The organism is Methylobacterium sp. UNC378MF (assembly GCF_900103195.1).
GTDB lineage: Bacteria > Pseudomonadota > Alphaproteobacteria > Rhizobiales > Beijerinckiaceae > Methylobacterium.
The window spans coordinates 183,279-201,078 of the sequence record NZ_FMWU01000007.1 but is presented as its reverse complement, the minus strand read 5'-3'; the positions used below and the strand labels follow the sequence as shown (position 1 = coordinate 201,078).

Sequence of the window (17,800 nt, the reverse complement as noted above, 5' to 3'; positions counted from 1 at the left end):
TCGGCCCTCTGGAATCCGGGTAACGGTCAGGAGATCTCACGCACCAGTTTGGCGATCAGCGAGCGGCCGAAGGCGGCGAAGCTCTCGGCGGTCATCACGAAGGCGCCCTCCCCGCCGATCACGACGCTCCGGTAGTACGCCGCCAGACCGCCCGCCGGATTGGTGTGCTCCTTCAGGAAGGCCGGCATCCCCTCCGGTTCGGTGAGGATGACGATGCCGTTCACCGTGATGCCCGCCGCCACGGCGGCGTCGCGGGCCTCGGCGATGGGGCGTCCGGCATTGCCGGTGCCGTCCCCCGAGATGTCGATCACCCGCCTTTCGGCGCGGAACGGCGCGCGGGCCAGCAGGTCGGTGGCGAATCCGATCGCCGATCCGATCGCGGTGCGGCCGTAGAACGGACGCGGCACGGCGAGCAGACGCGCGGCGAAATCCGCCGCATCCCGCGCCGAGCCGACCACCATCCAGTCGACCGCGACCTGCTGCTCGCCGGGGCCGGCCCAGTCGAACAGGGCGACGCCGATGCGCCCGGTCGGGCCATCGCCGATGGCGCGCAGCACGCGCGGATCGCTGAAAGCCTCGGCATAGCCCCTGCGCTCGAGGTCGAAGCGCGCCTCGCTGATGCTGAGCGACACGTCCGCCGCCAGGACGAGGAGAAGGTCGACGCTCGCATCGGCCGCCCGGGCACGGCGGCCGGCCAGCGACAGGGCGGCGAACATCCCGGACAGGAACGGGCGTCGCCGCATGGCCGACCCTCGATGACGGGCGCCCGCGCGGAACGGCGGACGGCCACCCTCATGCAACGAGCCTGCCGACCGACCGGTTCGAGCCGGCCCGCCGCCCTGCGCAGACGCCCGGCCCGTCGCCGAACGTTTCCGCTCCGCTGGTGCAGATCCGCGTCGCCTTCGGCCGCCGCGACGGGCGGCGGGCCGGCACGATCGACCCGACCGCGCCGAAACGGCGTCGCGGGAAGGCTGCGCGCTACAGTCCCGGCCCTTTCGCGGCCCCGAGGATGCGGCCCGGCTTGCCGTCGGCGGCGCCCTGCAGAAGGACGACCCAGCTATCCGCGTCGGCGACGCGGGCCTGGGTGTCGGGCACCTCGAACCGGGCCGGCTGGCCGGTCCACGGGCCGAGGCGCTGCATGCCCCGCACAACGTTGACGTAGGTCGCGGTCCGGCCGCCATTCTCCCCGGCCGCAATGGCGATGGCGCGGCTGCGCAGCACCGGCACGAGCCACACATCGCCGCGGATTTCGGTCTTGGCTTCCGGGGCAGCGCCGACCTCCACGAGGATCCGGTCGCCCTTCGTCTCCCCACGCACCGGTACCGGCAGCCCGCCGCGCTGGCAGGCTTCGCGGATCAGCCGGTCGAGGGCCGGGCGGTCGGACCCGACGGCGAAGCTGTTGCCATCGACCACGACCTGGGGCGTGAAGACCTGTCGGGCACCGCGCCCCCGCGCGTAGGCGCGCTGGCGCTCGGTCAGCGGCCGCAGCGCCAGCGTGTCCTTCCAGCCGAGATAGTCCCAGTAGGTCACCGGCAATGTCAGCGCGATGACCCCGGGCTTGTGGGCGAGGTCGCGCAGAACCGGATCGGCGGACCGGCAGGCCCCGCATCCCTGGCTGGTGAACATTTCCACCACGGCGCGAACCGGCTCGGCCCGCGCCGGTATCGCGGCCATCGTCGCGCAGGCAAGCAGCGCAGCGCGGAGCGCGCGGCGGTCGCGGGTCGGGGCGCGGTGCCGGGGCGTCATCGATCCATCAGACCGTCTGGGAGGCCGAAGGTGAAATCACGTTGGCTTGAGAGGCCTCTACCATCGGTTGAAGTGGCGCCGGCGCCACTTTCGGCTTGGGCAGCATGTCGGGCCGCCAGCGGCGATGCATCCAAAGCCACTGGCCGGGATTCTCCCGCACCCAGCCCTCGACGACGGATGTCATCGCCTGCATGGCGCCGGCGACGTCGACGGTCCCGTCGGCGGCCCTGGGCAGGTCGAGGGGCGGCGTCAGGTCGAGGCGGAAGCGGCCTTCCGGGAGGCGGACGACGCGCACGCCGTGCACCGGGCAGTCGTAGTGGCGGGCGAGCTTGGCGAGCAGCGGGTTGGCGAGGCACGGCCGGCCCAGGAAGGTCACCACGACGCCGCGGGTGAAGTGCTGGTCGATCAGCTGGCCAAGATGGCCGCCATTCTCGACCACGTCGCGCATGGCGAAGACGGCGCCCGGCGTCGATGCGGCGAGCCCGCCCATCGTCCGCCGCCTGACCTCCTGGACGAGGCGCGCGGCTGCGGGATTGTTCGGCGGGCGGAACACCGCGGTCGCATCCAGGCCGAACCGGGCCGCGCAGATCCCCGGCAATTCCCAGTTCGCCAGATGCGCCGAGAAGATCAGACCCGGCCGGCCGTCGTCGCGCAGGGCGTAGAAGTGCTCGATCCCCGAGACCTCGGTCCGCATCGGCCCGGCGCCGGCAGGATCGTAATCGAACAGGGTGTCGAGATGGGCGTATTCGGCCCCCGTCCGCCCGAGATTCTCCCAGGCCTCCAGGGCGATCCGCCTCCGCTCCGCATCCGTCATGTCGGGAAAGGCCGCGCGCAGGTTCGCCATTGCGGTGCGGTGCGCCGGCAGCAGCGGCCCGAGCGTGCGCAGCAATGCGGCGCCGAGCGCCGTGGAGCGCACCGGTCCGAGGCCCCGCGCCAGCAGGACCAGGGCCCGGATCACCGGGATCATGGCGAAGCCCGCGAGGCGCGGGTAAGACCGTTTCAGCAGGAGGGCGAGACGCAGCACAATCACTTCCAGGACTACGGTACGGGCGGCCCCCCAGCGACCCGTACGGCGACGTTTACGCCAAGTCTCTCGCAGCGCGAAATGAAGACCGACGCACTCGGAGACGTTGTGGTCCCGAGCGGGCGCACCGTCGTCGACGCTACAGGCTCACGAGAATCTTGCCGAAGACCCGGCGCGATTCGAGGCGCTCCAGACCCTGCGCGAAATCCGCGAGCGGGTACACCGTATCCACCACCGGTCGAATGCCGGCGTCCATCTTGGCGAGCGCCTGACCGATATTCGCCAGGGAGCAGCCGAACGAGCCGGTGATGCGATACTGCTGCTGGAACAGCTGCATCAGGTTCATGGTCGCCGAGACGCCCGAGGTCGACCCGCAGGTCACGAGTCGGCCGCCGCGCTTCAGGCAGAGCAGGGAGCCGTTCCAGGTATCGGCACCGACATGCTCGAATACCACGTCGACGCCCTTGCGCTTGGTCAGCCGGCGGACCTCACCCTCGAAGCGCTCGGTGCGATAGTTGATCACGTGGTCGGCGCCGAGTTCGGCGGCCTTGCGCCCCTTCTCGTCGTCGCCGACGGTCGCGTAGACGGTGCAGCCGATCGCCTTGGCCATACGGATCGCCGCGGTGCCGATCCCCGAGCCCCCGGCATGGACCAGCACGCTCTCACCGGGTTCCAGGTGGGCATTGTCGAACAGCATGTGCTGCACCGTGCCGAAGGCGATGCCGGCGCAGGCGGCGTCGGTGTCGCTGACGCTGTCCGGCACCCTCACGACCAGGCGGGCCGGCACGGTCACCAATTCCCGCGCGAAGCCGTCGAGATGGAAGCCCATCACCCCGGACACGTCCTCGCAGAGGTTGTCGCGGCCCTCGCGGCAGGCCCGGCACCGGCCGCAGGTCATGGCCCCGTAGGGAACGACCCGGTCGCCGACCGCGAGGCCGGCGACGCCCGCCCCGACCGATTCGACGATCCCGGCCGCTTCCGCGCCGACGATCAGCGGCATCTTCCGCTTGGCGAAGGCCATGCCGCGGAAGCCCCAGACGTCGATGAAGTTGAGGCCGACGGCGCGGATCCGGATCCGAACCTCGTCGGCGCCCGGTGCAGGCGGCGGCTCGATCTCGGTCAGGCGCAGGTCGCGGTCGCCGAACAGCTGGAGGGCTTGCATCGTCTCTCTCATCGCTCGGGCGCCAGGTATCGCCGCCGCGCCCAGCCCAGGACCCGTCCGGCCTTCACCCGGCACCACGTGGTACGGCTCGGCGTGTCGTTGGTGCAGCCGAAGACCAGGGCGCGGCTGCGGATCTCGCCGATCTGCTCGGCGGACGGGTCCGGCTCGGCGCGGATGCTCAGCGGCTCGCCCGGCGGCAGGCCCGAGATCCGGTAGGCCTCGGGCTCCGCCCGTGCGTGGCCCGGGGCCAGGAGAGCCGCGCAGCAGAGGGCGGCGGTGAGGGCGTGGCTGGCGCGCATCGGCAGAATCGTCCGGTTCGGCGGCACCACCGTCAGGACCGGTGGACACCCATCATGGCGGTCAGGCCGCCATCGACGGGCAGCACGGCACCGGTGATGTAGGATCCGCCCGCGCCCATCAGGAAGGCGGCCAGCGCCGCCACGTCCTCGGGCCGCCCGAACCGGCCGGCGGGGATCTGACGCGCCATGCCGTCCCGGTAGGCGGCGTAGCGCTCCATCATGGCGGTGTCGACGAAGCCGGGGGCGATCACGTTGACGGTCACGCCGCGCTTGGCTGTCTCGATCGCCAGGGTACGGCAATAGGCGATGAGCGCGCCCTTGGTCGCCGCGTAGGCGGCATTTCCGGCATTCGCCCGCAGGGCGGCGACGGACCCGATCGCCACGATGCGGCCGGACCGCGCCCGGGTCATCTCCCGCACCAGGGATTTGGCGAGCCGGGTCAGCGAGAAGAAATTGACCTGCATGGCCGCCTCGGCCCGCTCCTGATCGAGCATCGCCGCGAGCGCGTCGCAGGACTGGCCGGCATTGTGGACGAGGCCGTAATAGCCCGCCGCCTCCGCGGTCTCGCAGAAGGATTCCAGCGCCGCCCGATCCGCGAGGTCGAGGGCATGGGCCGCGAAGGCCCGGTCCGGATGCGCGCCGCGCAGTTCGGCGAGCAGCGCCTGCGCGGCCTCGGCGGAGGCGCGATAGGTGAAGTCGACGGCCAGTCCGGATTCCGCCAGGGCGCGGACGATCGCCGCGCCGATCCCGGACGCGCCGCCGGTCACCAGGACCCGGTGGGGTTCCATCCCGGCGCTCACGCGGGCTCCGCGCCGAAGACCAGGCAGGTATTCTGGCCGCCGAAGCCGAACGAGTTCGACAGCACGATCCGCACCGGCAGGTCGCGGGCGGCCTCGACGATGTCGAGGGCGATGCTCGGGTCTGGCACCCGGTGGTTGATGGTCGGCGGGATCCGGCCGTGGCGAATGGTCAGCAGCGAGATTGCGGCCTCGATCGCGCCGGCCGCCGTCAGGGTGTGGCCGATCATCGACTTGTTGGAGGTCACCGGCAGCGCGGCGGCGCGCTCGCCGAACACCGCTCCCAGGCCCAGGGCCTCCATCTTGTCGTTCTCCGGCGTCGAGGTGCCGTGGGCGTTGACCGTGTCGATCGCCTCCGCGCCGACGCCGGCATCCTCCAGGCTGGCGCGAATCGCCGCGATGATCGGTGCGCCGTCGGGACTGGAGCGGGTGCGATGGAAGCCGTCGCCCTTCTCGCCGCAGCCGAGAACGTAGCCGAGGATCGTCGCGCCCCGGGCGACCGCGGCCTCGGCATCCTCCAGCACCAGCGCGGCCGCGCCCTCGCCCATCACGAAGCCGTCCCGGTCCTTGGAGAACGGCTTCGAGGCCGCCTCCGGCTCGTCGTTGCGGGTCGAGAGCGCCGAGAGGAGTGAGAAGCGGATCAGGGATTCCGGGTTCACCGACCCATCGGTGCCAATACAGAGCGCTGCCGCGGTCTCGCCGCGCCGGATCGCCTCGACGCCGAGCTGGATCGCCGTGGCCCCCGACGAGCAGGCTGTCGAGAGGGAGATGGGCGAGCCCTTGGTGCCGAACCGGTCGGCGATGCGGTCGGCGACCGTGCCGAAGATGAACAGGTCGTGCCAGGGATCGAAGCGGCGCGTCGCCGCCGCCCGCAGGAGGCCGGCATAATCGACCGGTCCGTCACCGCCTGCGGCCGCCGCCAGGGCCTGACGCTGCGGCCACTCCATCTCGACCGGCGGCACCGCGATGAACAGAGCGCCCGGAAAGTCGCCCCTGGCGCCGATTCCGGCCTGCGCCACCGCCTCCTCGGCGGCGACCGCGGCGAAACGCTCCGACAGGAGCGGCGCGACGAGGGGCTCGGTGTCGAGGAAATCCACGGTTCCGGCGATGCGCGTGCGCAGACCGTCGGTGGGGAACCGCCCGATGGAATGGATGCCCGACCGGCCCTCGGTCATGGCCGTCCAGGTGTCGGCCTGTCCCTGACCGAGGGAGGAAACGACGCCGATGCCGGTGACCGCGACGAGCGGCCGGCCCTTGGCGTCGCGGTAGGATCGCGCGCTCATGGAGCGGTCCTTACGGGATTTTCCGCCGCGGTACACCTCCGCACAGGCTTGCCGGTCCACGCCGCCGTCCGTCAGGGGCACCGCAGGCGAGTCCGGAATCCGGAACCGCTCGGTGCCCGGCTCCGCTCCGCCGGCCGGGATCCCGGCGCCGCTGCGCGGCCCCGGGACGACGCGGTGCTGTCCTGGACGGCGGCCCTAGGCGCGCGGGGCGTTGGCGAGGCGGAGCACCGTCTGCAGCAGCACGTCGGCGCCGGCCGCGCAGTCGGCCTGCGTGGCGGATTCCGCCTCGTTGTGGCTGATCCCGTCCTTGCACGGCACGAAGATCATCGCAGCCGGCACCTTCGCGGCGAGGTTGCAGGCATCGTGGCCGGCGCCCGAGATGATCCGGCGGCGCGCATGCCCCAGGCTCTCGGCGGACGCGTCGATCGCCGCCACGATGGCCGGATCGAACGGCACCGGCTCCTTCCGCCAGATCCGGGTCAGCGCGATGTCCAGGTGACGCCGCGCGGCGATCTCGGCCGCCGCCTCGCTGAGCGCCGCCTCCATGGCGTCGAGTGTCGCGGCGCGCGGATCGCGCACGTCCACCGTGAAGGCGACCCGGCCCGGCACGACGTTGCGCGAGGGCGCGAGGATCGCGGCCTCGCCGATCGTCGCCACCGCGGAGGGCGCGTGGCTCAGCGCGATCCTCTCGGCCGCCAGGGCGAATTCCGAGAGCGCGAGCAGCGCGTCGCGGCGGCGCGGCATCGGCGTGGTCCCGGCATGGCTCTCGAAGCCGGTGATCACGCCGTCGAACCACATGATGCCCTGGCCGCCCTCGACCACGCCGATGGTCTTGCCCTCGGCCTCCAGGATCGGACCCTGCTCGATGTGCAGCTCGACGAAGGCGCCGATCTCCCGCGTGCCGACGGCCTCGACCCCGCGATAGCCGATCGCGTCGAGCGCCTCCGCCACCGTGGTGCCGGCGGCGTCGCGCTTGGCCAGGATCTCTTCGGTGGTGAAGTCGCCGGCATAGGCCGCCGAGGCCATCATGGCGGGGGCGAAGCGCGAGCCCTCCTCGTTGGTCCAGTTGACCACGAGGAGCGGCGCCTCGGTCTCGATCCCGGCATCGTTCAGGCTGCGCATCACCTCCAGGCCGGCCAGGACGCCGAGGACACCGTCGAACTTGCCGCCGGTGGGCTGCGTGTCGAGGTGCGAACCGAAGGCGATCGGCTTGCGGTTCATGTCCCGGCCCGGCCGCAGGGCGTATTGCGTGCCCAGGGCGTCGACCGAGACCGTCAGCCCGGCCGCCTCGCACGCCTTCCGGAACCAGTCGCGGACCTGGCCGTCTTCGGCCGAGAGCGTCAGGCGATTGATGCCGCCGGCGGGCGTGCCGCCGAATTCCGCGGTCTCCAGGATCGTCGCCCAGAGTCGCGCGCCGTTGGCGCGCAGGTTGTGGGTCTTGCTCAGGGTCATCTCGGCCATGCCGGTTCCTTTCACGGCGGGTCGCCGTGCGACGGGGTCTTTATAGGCGGGCGCGGCCGATCCGGAAGCGCTCCCACGGCGAGCAACCGCAATGCCAGCCGGAATGGTCAGGCCGGCGGGCGCCGGACCGGATTCGCGCGGAGCAGCCCGATCGCGTCGACCCGGAGGGCCACGGCGATCTCGCCGAGGGCGCTCGCCTCGATATTGCTGATCCCGTCCTGATCGGCGACGTCCGCGGCGATCAGGAAGACGTTCTCGCGCTGGTTCGGCGGCCGCTCGGCGATGGCCGTGACGTGGCGCAGGTTCTCGGCCCGGCCGAGCCGGGTGCGCGCCCGGGCGATACCCTCGTAGAGCGCGGTCTCCAGCATCAGCGCGTCGTAACCCTTCATCAGGACCGGGTCGGCCTTCAGGCCGTGCAGCGCCGCATCGAATTCCGGCCCGGCGACCTCGCCGTCGGCCACGATGACGTTGGCGGCGGCCGAGACCGCCGCGAGCATCAGCGCCTTGTCGCCGGCATAGGCCGTCACGGTACGGCCGACATGGCCGAAGAGGTCGCGCAGGAGGCTCATTCCGGAGGATCGGCCGACGGTCGGGGGCTGCTTGAACGGGAGGGATAGCAGAGCGCGGCGCGGAGGGAACCCACCCGCACGTGACCGGCCATAATCGCACGCGACTGCGACGACCAGACATCCTTTGGCAACATGGGCATGCGACTCATTGGGCCGACCGCGTTCTCAAGCGCGGCCGACGGAACGCGGCCTCGGCGATCCCCCCTCAGCCGGATCCGCGCTTGCCGTCACGCCGCCGGAGCGATGTTCGGGTGCCCCCCAGGCCCGCACTTCGAGCCGGCGGCGGTCTCGGCCGCGAGATGGTCCACGACGGCCGACAGCGCCGCGCGCGCCCGGGCGCCCGAGCGGCACGCCGCTGCGAACACCGCCATCTGCCGGTCGGCACTCGTTCCCTCCGAGACGATCCGGGTTGCCTGTTCGCAGGCCGGGCGGCAGCCCAGCGCGTCCGCATCCTCGGCGATGTCGGCGAGAAGGGTCTCGACCAGCTCGGAGACCGGCACGGCCCGGATCTGCACCTCGTCGATGAGCGTCGCGCGGACGCCGTCGCGGCCGGCTCGCCAGAGGTTCTCCATCACGAAGCCGCGGGACGCGGCGGTGAGGCCGGCATTGAGGCGCCGGTCCCGGACCACCCGGCGGACGAGGCAGCGGAACAGGGAGGCGATGCAGAGCGCGTCGTCGAGGCGCGTGCAGCTGTCGGCGACCCGCAGCTCAAGGGTTGGGTATTTCAGCGACGCGCGCAGGTGCCACCAGAGATAGCTGGCATCCGCGATGGCGCCGGTCCGGGTCATCACGTCGACGTAGCGTGCGTAGTCGGCGGGATCGGCAAACAGCTCAGGCACGCCGGTGCGCGGCAACTCCGCATAGGCGCGCATCCGGTAGCCGGCGAGACCCGTCGGCTGCCCCTGCCAGAACGGCGATCCGGCCGAGAGCGCGAGGAGCACCGGGAGATACGGCAGCAGCCGGTTGATCAGCCCGATCCGCGCCTCCGGGTCCGGAACCTCCACATGCACGTGAAGGCCGCAGACGAGGTTGCGCCGGCCGAGCATCCGCAGGTCGGCCATGATGCCATGGTAGCGCGCCTTGTCGGTGGGCCGCTGGTCGTGCCACCGGGCGGTCGGATGCGTGCCGGCCGCGAAGATCAGGATGGTCCGCTCGGCGCCGATCTCGGCGAGGGCGCTGCGGAGTTCCGCGAGATGCGCCTGGGCCTCAGCGAGATCGGCGGTCGGCGGCGAGGCCACCTCAACCTGGCACTGGAGCTGCTCGCGTTCGGCCGCGTCGAGACGGGCACGCACGGCAGCGTGGAAGGCCCGGAGTCCAGCGCGCGGCGTGCCGCGCGAGCGGGCATCAGCGAGAAAGAACTCCTCCTCGATGCCGAACCTGTAGGCGTGAGCCATTCGCGCTCCCTGCCCGCGCCCCGGGCCGATTGTCCGGCGAATTCCGCCGCGCCGCCCCGAATCCGGGCCGCGCGGCGGCATGAAGAGCGTCAGCGCCAGAAGGGCTTCACGTCGAGAAGTTCGGACCGGGCCTCCGCGGCCGCATCCAGCAGTTTCTGTGCCCCGGGATCGTCCGGACCCGGCATCGGCGGCCCGGACAGGCTCTCGGTCATGGCCCGGGCCGTCTCCAGATCGTTGAGGGCGCCGAGATGGTCCTGCAGGTCCGAGAGCGCGTCGCCGAACTTCGCCTGCCGGCGGAGCGCCTTCTTCTTCCGGTAGAGGCCGGCGAAGAATTCCGCGCCGTAGCGCAGCTTCTTGGCGGCGATCCGCGCCCGATGGCGGGTATGCGGGTCGAGGTGCCGGAGGCCGCGCCCGCGCTTCTTCAGCCGCGACCGCGCCGTGTCGAGCACCTGGGCCGCGAAGTGCCGCCCGTCGACGGCAGCGTCAGGCCCGTCGGCCCAGGACCCGGCCTCGACCCAGCCTGCGAAGTCGATGATGAGCGCCCGCCACTGGGGGCTTTCCAGGGTCCCCATCACGGCGTCGTAGGCGACGGCGCGCTCCGCCTCGGCCCGCTTGCGCAACTCGTCGAGTCCCGGCTCGTCGGGACGCTGCTTGGCGAGATCCGGCAGCGTGTCGCTCAGGAATACGTCAAGGTTGCGGGCGTGACCGAACGGCTCGGTGACCCGCTTGATCTCGTCGTTGAAGCCCGCCGCCCGTGGATCGCTCCCCAGCATGGGCGCGAACAGCGACAGCGCCGAGCGCAGGCGGCGCAGGGAAACGCGGATCTGGTGCAGGGCCTCGGGCGGGCGCCCCCCTTCCAGAAAGGCGGTTTCGTTGAGACGCATATGGCGCAGGCAGGCGCGCGCCACCTGGCGGAAGACCTCGCCGGCGCTCGCTCCCTCGGGCAGTTCCACCGGCTCGGCCTTCACCACCGCCGGCCCGGTGCCGTCGAGCAGCGCGTAACCGACGGCGCTCTTGGCCTTCACGCCGAGGCGCAGCGGCACAGTCTCAGCGAGCGATTGCGCCAGCGCGAACAGGTCCCCGGGCTCGCCGGCCTGAAGTTCCAGCTCGATCTCGCACAGCGGCGCGTCGCCCTTCGCGGTCTCGACCCGGCCCTCGTCGAGGGTGACGAGCACGCGCGATGCGCCCTGCTCAACCGGGATCTCCCGGCGCATCACCACGGTGGCGAAGAGACGCTCCAGCGCGGCGTCGGCCTCGCGCAGGACCGGCTCGGCCGCGGTGTCGGCCCAGGCCGCGGGGTCCGGCGTCTCCCCGGCGATCTCGGTTTCCCACTCGGACCGATCGAACAGGCCGACGCCGCCGCTTCCGGCCTTCACGGTCTGGATATGCCGTCCGCCCTTGGCGCGGACGCGCAGGGTCAGGCCGGCCTCGCGGAGCGCGCGGTCCGGCGTGTCGTAATAGGTCGAAACCAGGAGTTCGGGCTCGGCGGCCGCGGCGTCCTTGAGCCGGGGATGGGACGCGAGCGCCGTCAGGTCCGGCCCGGCGCAGTCGAGCTTCAGCTCGATCTCGCGGGGCTCGGCCGCGGCGTTGCTATCGGTGTCGCTCATTCGCTCCTCTTCGTCACCCGCCTCGCTAACGAGGCAGGGATGCCCTCCGGTTGCATCGCGGCGGGCGAAACCGGCATCGGGGCGTGACCGTCCGACGCACGCGCTCCAGCAAAGGCGGCAGCGCTACCGGCGTCAAGCGGAGAGGGTGGCTCGCCGGTTCTGCGGATGCTTGCTGCGCTGCGCTAAAATCGCGCTTTCCCAAAACGGCACGACATGGCAAGACAGATTGTCCACAATCCATCTGCCTCGCAAGCGCCGACCCCGACCGTCCGGCGACCCACGGCGCCGCAACGCGCCGGCGCGGCGGATCTCCCTTCCGAGCGAGCGGTGCGCCCCGGGTGGACGGCGGTATCGCGGAGATGGTCCGGTCGGTGACTGCTTTGAAGACACTCCTCGTCGGCGTGATCGGGCACGTCGATCACGGCAAGACGGCCCTCGTGCGGGCCCTCACAGGCGTCGAGACCGACCGGCTCAAGGAAGAGCGCACCCGCGGCGTGTCCATCGTGCCGGGTTTCGCGCTGCTGAACGCCGATCCGGGCGAGATCGACCTCGTCGACCTGCCGGGTCACGAGCGGTTCGTCCGCGCCATGATCTCGGGCGCCACCGGTATGCGGTCCGTCCTGCTGGCGGTGGACGCGCATGAGGGGATCAAGCCGCAGACCGTGGAGCATCTCGAGATCGCCCGGCTGATCGGCGTGCGCCGCGGCGTCCTGGCGCTGACCAAGGCGGATCTCGCGACACCCGAGACCCTGGCGGCCCGCGCGGCCGAGATCGCCGCCGCCGCTCTCCGCGCCGGGATTGAGGCCGGTCCGGTCATCGCCACATCGGCGGTGACGGGCGCCGGCCTAGGGGAGCTGTCGGCGGCCCTGTCGGCGCTGCTGGCGGAGACGGAACCCGGCCGTGACGACGGTTTCCCCTACCTGCCGGTCGACCGGGTCTTCTCCCGACCGGGCTTCGGCACCGTCGTTACCGGGACGCTGCGGCGCGGGCCGCTCGCGGTCGGGAACACCGTGGAGATCGCTCCCGGCGGTCGCACGGCGGTGGTGCGCGGCCTCCAGATCCATGGCCGTCCGGTGGAGCGCGCCGAGCCGGGACGCCGCACTGCGGTCGCGCTGCGCGGGATCGACCTCGACGAGATCGCCCGCGGGCAGGCGCTGTCACTGCCGGGCCTGCTCGCTCCGAGTTCATGGCTCGATGTCGCGATCACCGCGGCCACGAACGTGCCGGAGGCTCTGGCCGGCGGCATGCGCTGTCGCCTGCTGTTCGGAACCACCGAGGCCGAGGCGCGGCTGCGGCTGCTCGACCGCGACGTCCTCGAGCCGGGCGCCAGCACCCAGGCGCAGGTGCATCTCGCGGAACCCGTGGCGGTGCCGGCGCGGGAGCCATTCGTACTGCGGCTTGATTCGCCCTCCGTCACTTTGGCGGGTGGGCGGATCCTCGACCCGGCGAGTCGCCGTCTGCGGCGCCACGACCCGCGGGTCATGGCCGATCTCGCCGCCCTCGCGGCGGGGAGTGCCGCGCAGGCGATTACGGTCCGCCTCGGACAGCTCGGCGCGGCCGGAGCGCCACTGATCGACCTCGCCCGGATTTCCGGCGTATCGCCGGATCGGGTCCGGCAGATATTGTCCGATGGGGGCGCCCGTGGGATCGGCGACCGATACGTGGGAGCGGCAGCCTTCGAGGCCTTGCGCGCCGGCACGCTGGCGGCGCTGTCCCATCATCACCGCGACAGCCCGATGGATCACGGGATCGCCCTCGAGCGCCTCGCGCGCACCCTGGCCCTACCCGAGGCGGTGACCGGCGCGGTGCTGCGCGACCTTGCGGCCGCCGGCTCCGTCGCTCAGGCGGGTGCGCTGTGGCGGCGGGCGGAATTCGACCCGGCGCGCAACGAGAGCGAGGCCGCCCGGAGGCTGGAGCAGATCTTCCGCCGGGCCGGCCTCAACCCGCCCGACGAAGCCGACGCCGTCGGCCGCGACGTGCGGCGCCGCGAGGCGCTCACCTATCTGGTTGGGTCCGGGACGGTGATCCGCGCCGTCGACCGGGTTCAGCGCCGGGCCGTTCTGTTCCATCGGGAAGCGGTGGCCGGCGCCAAGACACGCCTCGTCGAAGCCTTCCCGGAGGCGAAGACCCCGGAGGCCGGGTTTCTGGCCCGGGAGGCAGGAGCGACCTTGGGAATCTCGCGCAAGTTCTCGATCCCGCTGCTGGAGCACCTCGACGCGACGGGGTTCACCCGCCGGGCCGGGGATCGCCGGATGATCGTATCCCTCGAAGCCGGGCGCGCTGCCCCGGACCAAGGCTGACGCGGTTGTCGTGATCGCTCCGACCGTTCCGAACAGGCTCGGGGCCCCGGCGGCGGTCCCGGACCCGGAGGGGCAGGCTGGAGCGTCCGGGGATCCCGGGCTCCGCTGCCCGGCCCCGGGATGAGCGCGGGGTCAGCCGGTCATCCGGGTCGAGGCTCGGTCTAGTCATCCGCGCCGAACCAGTCGCCGGCCCCCGGCTCGTAGCACGTGTACCCGATCAGGCAGTTCGGGTTGTCGCGGGTCGGCCGGAAGGCGCGCTTGGCGAGTTCGGTGGGCTCGCAGAAGGAGCGGTCGCGGACGAACCGGTCATAGGTCATGCCGCCGGTGCCGAGGACCAGAGCGCCGCGCGCCTGAACGAGGCGGATCGTCTGCTGACAGGTCATGTCCGTGCTGGACGGACGCGTCTGCGCCGCAGCCGGCGACGCGGTCAGGATCAGGGTCACCGCAATCCGGGTCATCATCGCCTGCGCCTTCGCTCGAACCGTGGGTGATCCGAACAACCCGACCGGGCGCGGCTCTGCCCTGCGTCGCCTCGCCGCACGCTCCGAAGCCGGGCCTCACAGCTCGAAGGCCTCGACATGGACGGTCCCCGGCTCCTGTCTGCGCGCGGCTTCCTCGATCCGGGCGAGCTGCGCCAGGGCGCGACCGCAAGGAAATCCGTAGCGGGCGCGGACACGCTCGCTGGCGATGCCCAGGGCGAGGCGGCTCAGGGCGACGAACTCGTCGAGCGGGTAATCCTGGCCGACGGCGAGGTGATCCTTGATCACCAGGGAGGGGGCGTAGCAGGCCTCCCTGGTGCCGTCCGGCCAGCGGATGTGGAAGCGCATCTCAGGCATCGCGGGGGATCCGCAGGGTATTCCAGGCTGCCGCGCCGGTGGCTGCCGGCATCGCCGGCGGGCCCCCGGGCGCGAGGTCCGCGTAGGTCGGCAGGTGGCGCGCCGCACAGGCTTCCCAGACATGGGCCCGCGCGACCTCCCGGCCGGCGTTGCGCAGCCGTGCCCGCTGGCGCGGATCGAGGCTCGCCTGCATGGATGCCGCGATGGCCTCCGTGTTCTCCGGATCCACCGACAGGGCTTCCCCGGGAGCGAGGTACTCGGTGAAGGGCGGGCGCCTCGAGACGATCACCGGCGTGCCGCAGGCCATCGCCTCCAACACGCACAGGCCGTAGCCCTCCATCAGCGAGGGAAAGACCAGGGTATCGGCGAGCCGGTAGAGGCTCGGCATGTCCGACTGCGCCACCGCGCCCGTGCGGATCACCGGTCGGCCCGGGCCGACTTCGAGCCCCTCGCGTTCGAGGGCGGCGCAGCACCTTGCCTCGTAGCCCGCATGATCGAAGAGCGACGCGCCGCCGGCCACGACGAGCTGCGCGTCGGGGCAGGCCCGGCGGAGGGCGGCGAAGGCCTCGATGATCGCCAGCGTGTTCTTGCGCGCCTCGAAGCCGCCGACGCTGAGGAAGACCGGTCCGCCGCCGAGACCCAGGCGGTCGCGCAGCGCCTCGTCCTCGGGTCGGGGATCGGGCGTGTAGGAGGAGGCGTCCACGCCGGTGCCGACCACGTCGGCCCGGGCGCCGTACTCGGCCGCCAGCGTCGCCGCCCAGGTGCGGCTGACGCAGAGCAGGCGCCCGGCATCGAGAAACGCCCGCTCCTCCCAGTGCGCCAGCTGCGGGTCGGCGAAGGTCTCGATGTGATGGACGGTGCGGACGAAGCCCGGGATGAGGCGTCGCCGCGTCAGGGTGGCGAGCGCGTTGCCGCTGATGCGGCAATGCGCATGGAAGATGTCGAAGTCGCAGGCGGCGGGGGTCGAGAAATGCGCGAGGTAATCGCCGATCCGGCTGCCGACCACCACGGCGGACGGTCCGGCGACGGGCTTGGCCGCGACCGAGATGACCGGACAGCGCGCCGCGCGGAAGAAGCCGCGGCCGGTCGGGTCGGGCGCATGCACCACCGCCTCATGGCCGAGTCCGCACAGGGCCTCTCCGAGAGCGAGGGCGTGGGCCACGCCGCCGCGCGGGTCGGTCGAATGCGTGAGGATCGCGATACGCAAGCGGTCGACCCTGGGACGGTTCATGGAGGCCCGCAGCCGACCGGGGCGCGCCGAAGCCCCGATCACGCTCCCCGCCGCCGGTCCGGAGATGCGCACGGTCCCGGTCGCATTGTTCGTGCCGGATCGGGCAGCGTGGGTCCCGAAAAGCGGAAACGGGCCCCGGCGGGCGCCGACACCTCGGGGCGCTGTGGCTGATAAACCGCAGGCAAGCGGCCGCTTCCCAACAACCGCCTAATTTTGTGTTACGAATTCATTGCGATTTTAAACTCAGCACGGAACCGCTCTTTTCAGCGGCCTGTGTCAGATTGTATCTACCGCTCACGAGAGCCGGAGCCGACGGTCCCGTGTCACAATCGCCGAACACTGTCTTTCCCGCCCGGCCTGCCCGCAGGATGCTGCGTCGCCTCGGCTTGCTGGCCGGCCTGCTGCTCCTGCCGACGGCGGTTCTCGCCTACGCGGACCTTCTTCCCGACTCGTTGGACATGCTGGGCTTCGACCTGAACGAGAGCCCGGACCTGCCGCATGTCGCCCGCCAGATCGCCATCGGGGCGCCGCTCAAGATCGTGGCCTTCGGTTCGTCCTCCACGGAGGGCATCGGCGCCTCGAGCCCGGCCAACGCCTACCCCGCGCGCCTGCAGATCAACCTCCGCAAGCAGCTGCACGGGATGGACGTGGCGGTCATCAACCGCGGAATCGGCGGTGAGCACGTCGACGACATGCTGGCCCGCCTCGACCGCGATGTCATCGCGGCCGAGCCGCAGCTCGTGATCTGGCAGACCGGCAGCAACGATCCGCTGCGCGGGGTCTCGATCGAGCATTTCCGCGAGGCGACCGTCTCGGCGATCCGTCGGATCCGGGAAGCCGGGATCGACGTGGTGCTGATGGAGCCGCAGTGGTGCCCGAAGCTCGAATCGACGCCGGGCGCTTCCCGCTTCCGCGACGCGGTGCGCGGCATCGGCGAGGAGCTCGATGTCCCGGTGATTCGGCGGGCCGACCTCATGCATGGCTGGGTGCGCGAGGGGAAGCTGACCACCAAGCAGCTCTTTGCCTCGGACGGGCTGCACATGGCCGATCGCGGTTATGCCCTCCTCGCCGAGGCCGCCGCGCGGTCAATCCTCCAGGATGCCGGTCCGGTGCGCAGCCCCGAGGCGGTCGCGGAGTAGAGCTGCCGGCTGGACTCGGCCGGCGAAGCTCCCCATCTCGGCGCGGTCGAGAGCGGAGCCGAACCTTGAGCCAGGACGCATTCAGGTACGAAGACCGGGGCGCGATCCCCCAGATGCATGCGACCACGATCCTGATGGTGCGCAAGGGCGGCCGGGTGGTCATCGGCGGCGACGGCCAGGTCAGCCTGGGCCAGACCATCGTCAAGGGGAATGCCCGCAAGGTCCGGCGCCTCGCCAAGGGTGCGGTCATCGGCGGGTTCGCCGGCGCGACGGCGGATGCCTTCACGCTGTTCGAGCGTCTCGAAGCCAAGCTCGAACAATATCCCAATCAGCTGACCCGGGCCTGCGTCGAACTCACCAAGGACTGGCGGACGGACCGCTACCTCCGCCGCCTCGAGGCGATGATGCTGGTCGCCGACCGCGAGGTCAGCCTGCTCCTGTCGGGTTCGGGCGACGTTCTGGAGCCCGAGAGCGGCGTCATGGCCATCGGCTCGGGCGGCAACTACGCCCTGGCGGCCGCCCGGGCGCTGGAGGACGGCGACCTCGACGCCGAGGCGATCGTCCGGCGGGCCATGGGGATCGCCGCGGAGATTTGCGTCTACACCAACGGCAATCTGGTCATCGAGGCGCTGGACACCTGAGGCCCGGCTTCGCAGGGCCGGGTCTCGCCGGCTCTAGGGTCACCGTCGCGGATTCGACTTGGAGCCGGGACGCAGCGCGCGATCGGTCGATCCTGCCCGACCATCGTCGGAGACGCTTTCCTGGCGGCGCATCTCGCCCAGAGCTGTTGCTCGGACGCGCTCGGCAAATGCGCGGGGAGCGTCCGGCTGAAGGCGGGAAGCGACAGCTTCCGCGCGCATTGCGCTGCGCCTGACTACGATCCTGCGTCGTTCGTCGATGGATAGATCACCGTCCTGAATCCGCGCTGGAAACGTCGCCCTGATCCGTATCT

17 protein-coding genes are annotated in these 17,800 nt (G+C 71.7%); 3 read left to right on the top strand and 14 right to left on the bottom strand.

Features of this window, described 5'->3' with window-relative positions; genetic code table 11:
* Window positions 1-26: 26 nt before the first annotated feature.
* The 11 genes from BLT59_RS09750 to BLT59_RS09700 all read right to left on the bottom strand — a co-directional run bounded on the left by BLT59_RS09750 (window position 27) and on the right by BLT59_RS09700 (window position 11,342).
* The gene (locus tag BLT59_RS09750; RefSeq protein ID WP_091778878.1) at window positions 27-743 is read right to left on the bottom strand and encodes a DUF1194 domain-containing protein; all 717 of its coding nucleotides are present in this window, start codon (window positions 741-743) and stop codon (window positions 27-29) included.
* 235 nt (window positions 744-978) lie between these two features.
* On the bottom strand, window positions 979-1,746 hold the full coding sequence (locus BLT59_RS09745; protein WP_091778876.1) for a DUF1223 domain-containing protein: 768 nt from the start codon (window positions 1,744-1,746) through the stop codon (window positions 979-981).
* Window positions 1,747-1,753: 7 nt separating this feature from the next.
* Complete coding sequence (locus BLT59_RS09740; protein ID WP_091778875.1) at window positions 1,754-2,770, bottom strand: lipid A biosynthesis lauroyl acyltransferase; 1,017 nt, start codon at window positions 2,768-2,770, stop codon at window positions 1,754-1,756.
* A 139-nt stretch (window positions 2,771-2,909) separates the two neighbouring features.
* Complete coding sequence (locus tag BLT59_RS09735; RefSeq protein WP_091778873.1) at window positions 2,910-3,932, bottom strand: zinc-binding dehydrogenase; 1,023 nt, start codon at window positions 3,930-3,932, stop codon at window positions 2,910-2,912.
* Between the two features lie 8 nt (window positions 3,933-3,940).
* Window positions 3,941-4,231 (bottom strand): SH3 domain-containing protein, encoded by a 291-nt coding sequence (locus BLT59_RS09730; protein ID WP_244513917.1) that lies wholly within the window; start codon window positions 4,229-4,231, stop codon window positions 3,941-3,943.
* Between the two features lie 32 nt (window positions 4,232-4,263).
* Window positions 4,264-5,019, bottom strand: coding sequence for an SDR family NAD(P)-dependent oxidoreductase (locus BLT59_RS09725; protein WP_091778869.1), 756 nt, complete (start codon window positions 5,017-5,019; stop codon window positions 4,264-4,266).
* A gap of 8 nt (window positions 5,020-5,027) precedes the next feature.
* Window positions 5,028-6,311 (bottom strand): beta-ketoacyl-ACP synthase, encoded by a 1,284-nt coding sequence (locus BLT59_RS09720; protein ID WP_091778867.1) that lies wholly within the window; start codon window positions 6,309-6,311, stop codon window positions 5,028-5,030.
* A 195-nt stretch (window positions 6,312-6,506) separates the two neighbouring features.
* Window positions 6,507-7,763 (bottom strand): Zn-dependent hydrolase, encoded by a 1,257-nt coding sequence (locus tag BLT59_RS09715; protein WP_175543983.1) that lies wholly within the window; start codon window positions 7,761-7,763, stop codon window positions 6,507-6,509.
* 116 nt (window positions 7,764-7,879) lie between these two features.
* Window positions 7,880-8,341 (bottom strand): tellurite resistance TerB family protein, encoded by a 462-nt coding sequence (locus tag BLT59_RS09710; RefSeq protein WP_091778863.1) that lies wholly within the window; start codon window positions 8,339-8,341, stop codon window positions 7,880-7,882.
* 227 nt (window positions 8,342-8,568) lie between these two features.
* A complete protein-coding gene (locus BLT59_RS09705; protein WP_091778861.1) occupies window positions 8,569-9,735 on the bottom strand; it encodes a carboxylate-amine ligase in 1,167 nt (388 codons plus the stop codon).
* An 89-nt stretch (window positions 9,736-9,824) separates the two neighbouring features.
* Complete coding sequence (locus tag BLT59_RS09700; protein ID WP_091778859.1) at window positions 9,825-11,342, bottom strand: CYTH and CHAD domain-containing protein; 1,518 nt, start codon at window positions 11,340-11,342, stop codon at window positions 9,825-9,827.
* A gap of 359 nt (window positions 11,343-11,701) precedes the next feature.
* Between BLT59_RS09700 and selB the strand changes: the two genes are divergently transcribed.
* Complete coding sequence (selB, locus tag BLT59_RS09695; RefSeq protein ID WP_244513924.1) at window positions 11,702-13,642, top strand: selenocysteine-specific translation elongation factor; 1,941 nt, start codon at window positions 11,702-11,704, stop codon at window positions 13,640-13,642.
* A 161-nt stretch (window positions 13,643-13,803) separates the two neighbouring features.
* On the opposite strand, the gene BLT59_RS09690 is transcribed toward selB, so the two are convergent.
* The 3 genes from BLT59_RS09690 to BLT59_RS09680 form a co-directional block, all read right to left on the bottom strand.
* Window positions 13,804-14,103, bottom strand: coding sequence for a hypothetical protein (locus BLT59_RS09690; RefSeq protein ID WP_091778855.1), 300 nt, complete (start codon window positions 14,101-14,103; stop codon window positions 13,804-13,806).
* A 96-nt stretch (window positions 14,104-14,199) separates the two neighbouring features.
* Complete coding sequence (locus BLT59_RS09685; protein ID WP_091778853.1) at window positions 14,200-14,478, bottom strand: MSMEG_0570 family nitrogen starvation response protein; 279 nt, start codon at window positions 14,476-14,478, stop codon at window positions 14,200-14,202.
* Window positions 14,471-15,709 (bottom strand): MSMEG_0565 family glycosyltransferase, encoded by a 1,239-nt coding sequence (locus tag BLT59_RS09680; RefSeq protein WP_091778949.1) that lies wholly within the window; start codon window positions 15,707-15,709, stop codon window positions 14,471-14,473. The genes BLT59_RS09685 and BLT59_RS09680 overlap by 8 nt, the downstream gene beginning before the upstream one ends.
* A 368-nt stretch (window positions 15,710-16,077) precedes the next feature.
* Here BLT59_RS09680 and BLT59_RS09675 point away from each other — a divergent pair, with 368 nt between their 5' ends.
* Together BLT59_RS09675 and hslV are read left to right on the top strand one after the other, a co-directional pair.
* A complete protein-coding gene (locus tag BLT59_RS09675; protein ID WP_244513916.1) occupies window positions 16,078-16,848 on the top strand; it encodes an SGNH/GDSL hydrolase family protein in 771 nt (256 codons plus the stop codon).
* A 113-nt stretch (window positions 16,849-16,961) separates the two neighbouring features.
* Window positions 16,962-17,489, top strand: coding sequence for an ATP-dependent protease subunit HslV (gene hslV / locus BLT59_RS09670; protein WP_091778849.1), 528 nt, complete (start codon window positions 16,962-16,964; stop codon window positions 17,487-17,489).
* Window positions 17,490-17,800 lie beyond the last annotated feature (311 nt).

Excerpts from the sequence above, each read along its gene's own strand:
- BLT59_RS09715 (WP_175543983.1), bottom strand. The coding sequence starts at position 7,763 with ATGACCCTGAGCAAGACCCACAACCTGCGCGCCAACGGCGCGCGACTC.
- BLT59_RS09735 (WP_091778873.1), bottom strand. The coding sequence starts at position 3,932 with ATGCAAGCCCTCCAGCTGTTCGGCGACCGCGACCTGCGCCTGACCGAG.
- hslV (WP_091778849.1), top strand. The coding sequence starts at position 16,962 with ATGCATGCGACCACGATCCTGATGGTGCGCAAGGGCGGCCGGGTGGTC.
- BLT59_RS09710 (WP_091778863.1), bottom strand. The coding sequence starts at position 8,341 with ATGAGCCTCCTGCGCGACCTCTTCGGCCATGTCGGCCGTACCGTGACG.
- BLT59_RS09720 (WP_091778867.1), bottom strand. The coding sequence starts at position 6,311 with ATGAGCGCGCGATCCTACCGCGACGCCAAGGGCCGGCCGCTCGTCGCG.
- selB (WP_244513924.1), top strand. The coding sequence starts at position 11,702 with ATGGTCCGGTCGGTGACTGCTTTGAAGACACTCCTCGTCGGCGTGATC.
- BLT59_RS09750 (WP_091778878.1), bottom strand. The coding sequence starts at position 743 with ATGCGGCGACGCCCGTTCCTGTCCGGGATGTTCGCCGCCCTGTCGCTG.
- BLT59_RS09700 (WP_091778859.1), bottom strand. The coding sequence starts at position 11,342 with ATGAGCGACACCGATAGCAACGCCGCGGCCGAGCCCCGCGAGATCGAG.
- BLT59_RS09745 (WP_091778876.1), bottom strand. The coding sequence starts at position 1,746 with ATGACGCCCCGGCACCGCGCCCCGACCCGCGACCGCCGCGCGCTCCGC.
- BLT59_RS09690 (WP_091778855.1), bottom strand. The coding sequence starts at position 14,103 with ATGATGACCCGGATTGCGGTGACCCTGATCCTGACCGCGTCGCCGGCT.
- BLT59_RS09685 (WP_091778853.1), bottom strand. The coding sequence starts at position 14,478 with ATGCCTGAGATGCGCTTCCACATCCGCTGGCCGGACGGCACCAGGGAG.
- BLT59_RS09730 (WP_244513917.1), bottom strand. The coding sequence starts at position 4,231 with ATGCGCGCCAGCCACGCCCTCACCGCCGCCCTCTGCTGCGCGGCTCTC.
- BLT59_RS09680 (WP_091778949.1), bottom strand. The coding sequence starts at position 15,709 with ATGAACCGTCCCAGGGTCGACCGCTTGCGTATCGCGATCCTCACGCAT.
- BLT59_RS09705 (WP_091778861.1), bottom strand. The coding sequence starts at position 9,735 with ATGGCTCACGCCTACAGGTTCGGCATCGAGGAGGAGTTCTTTCTCGCT.
- BLT59_RS09675 (WP_244513916.1), top strand. The coding sequence starts at position 16,078 with ATGCTGCGTCGCCTCGGCTTGCTGGCCGGCCTGCTGCTCCTGCCGACG.
- BLT59_RS09725 (WP_091778869.1), bottom strand. The coding sequence starts at position 5,019 with ATGGAACCCCACCGGGTCCTGGTGACCGGCGGCGCGTCCGGGATCGGC.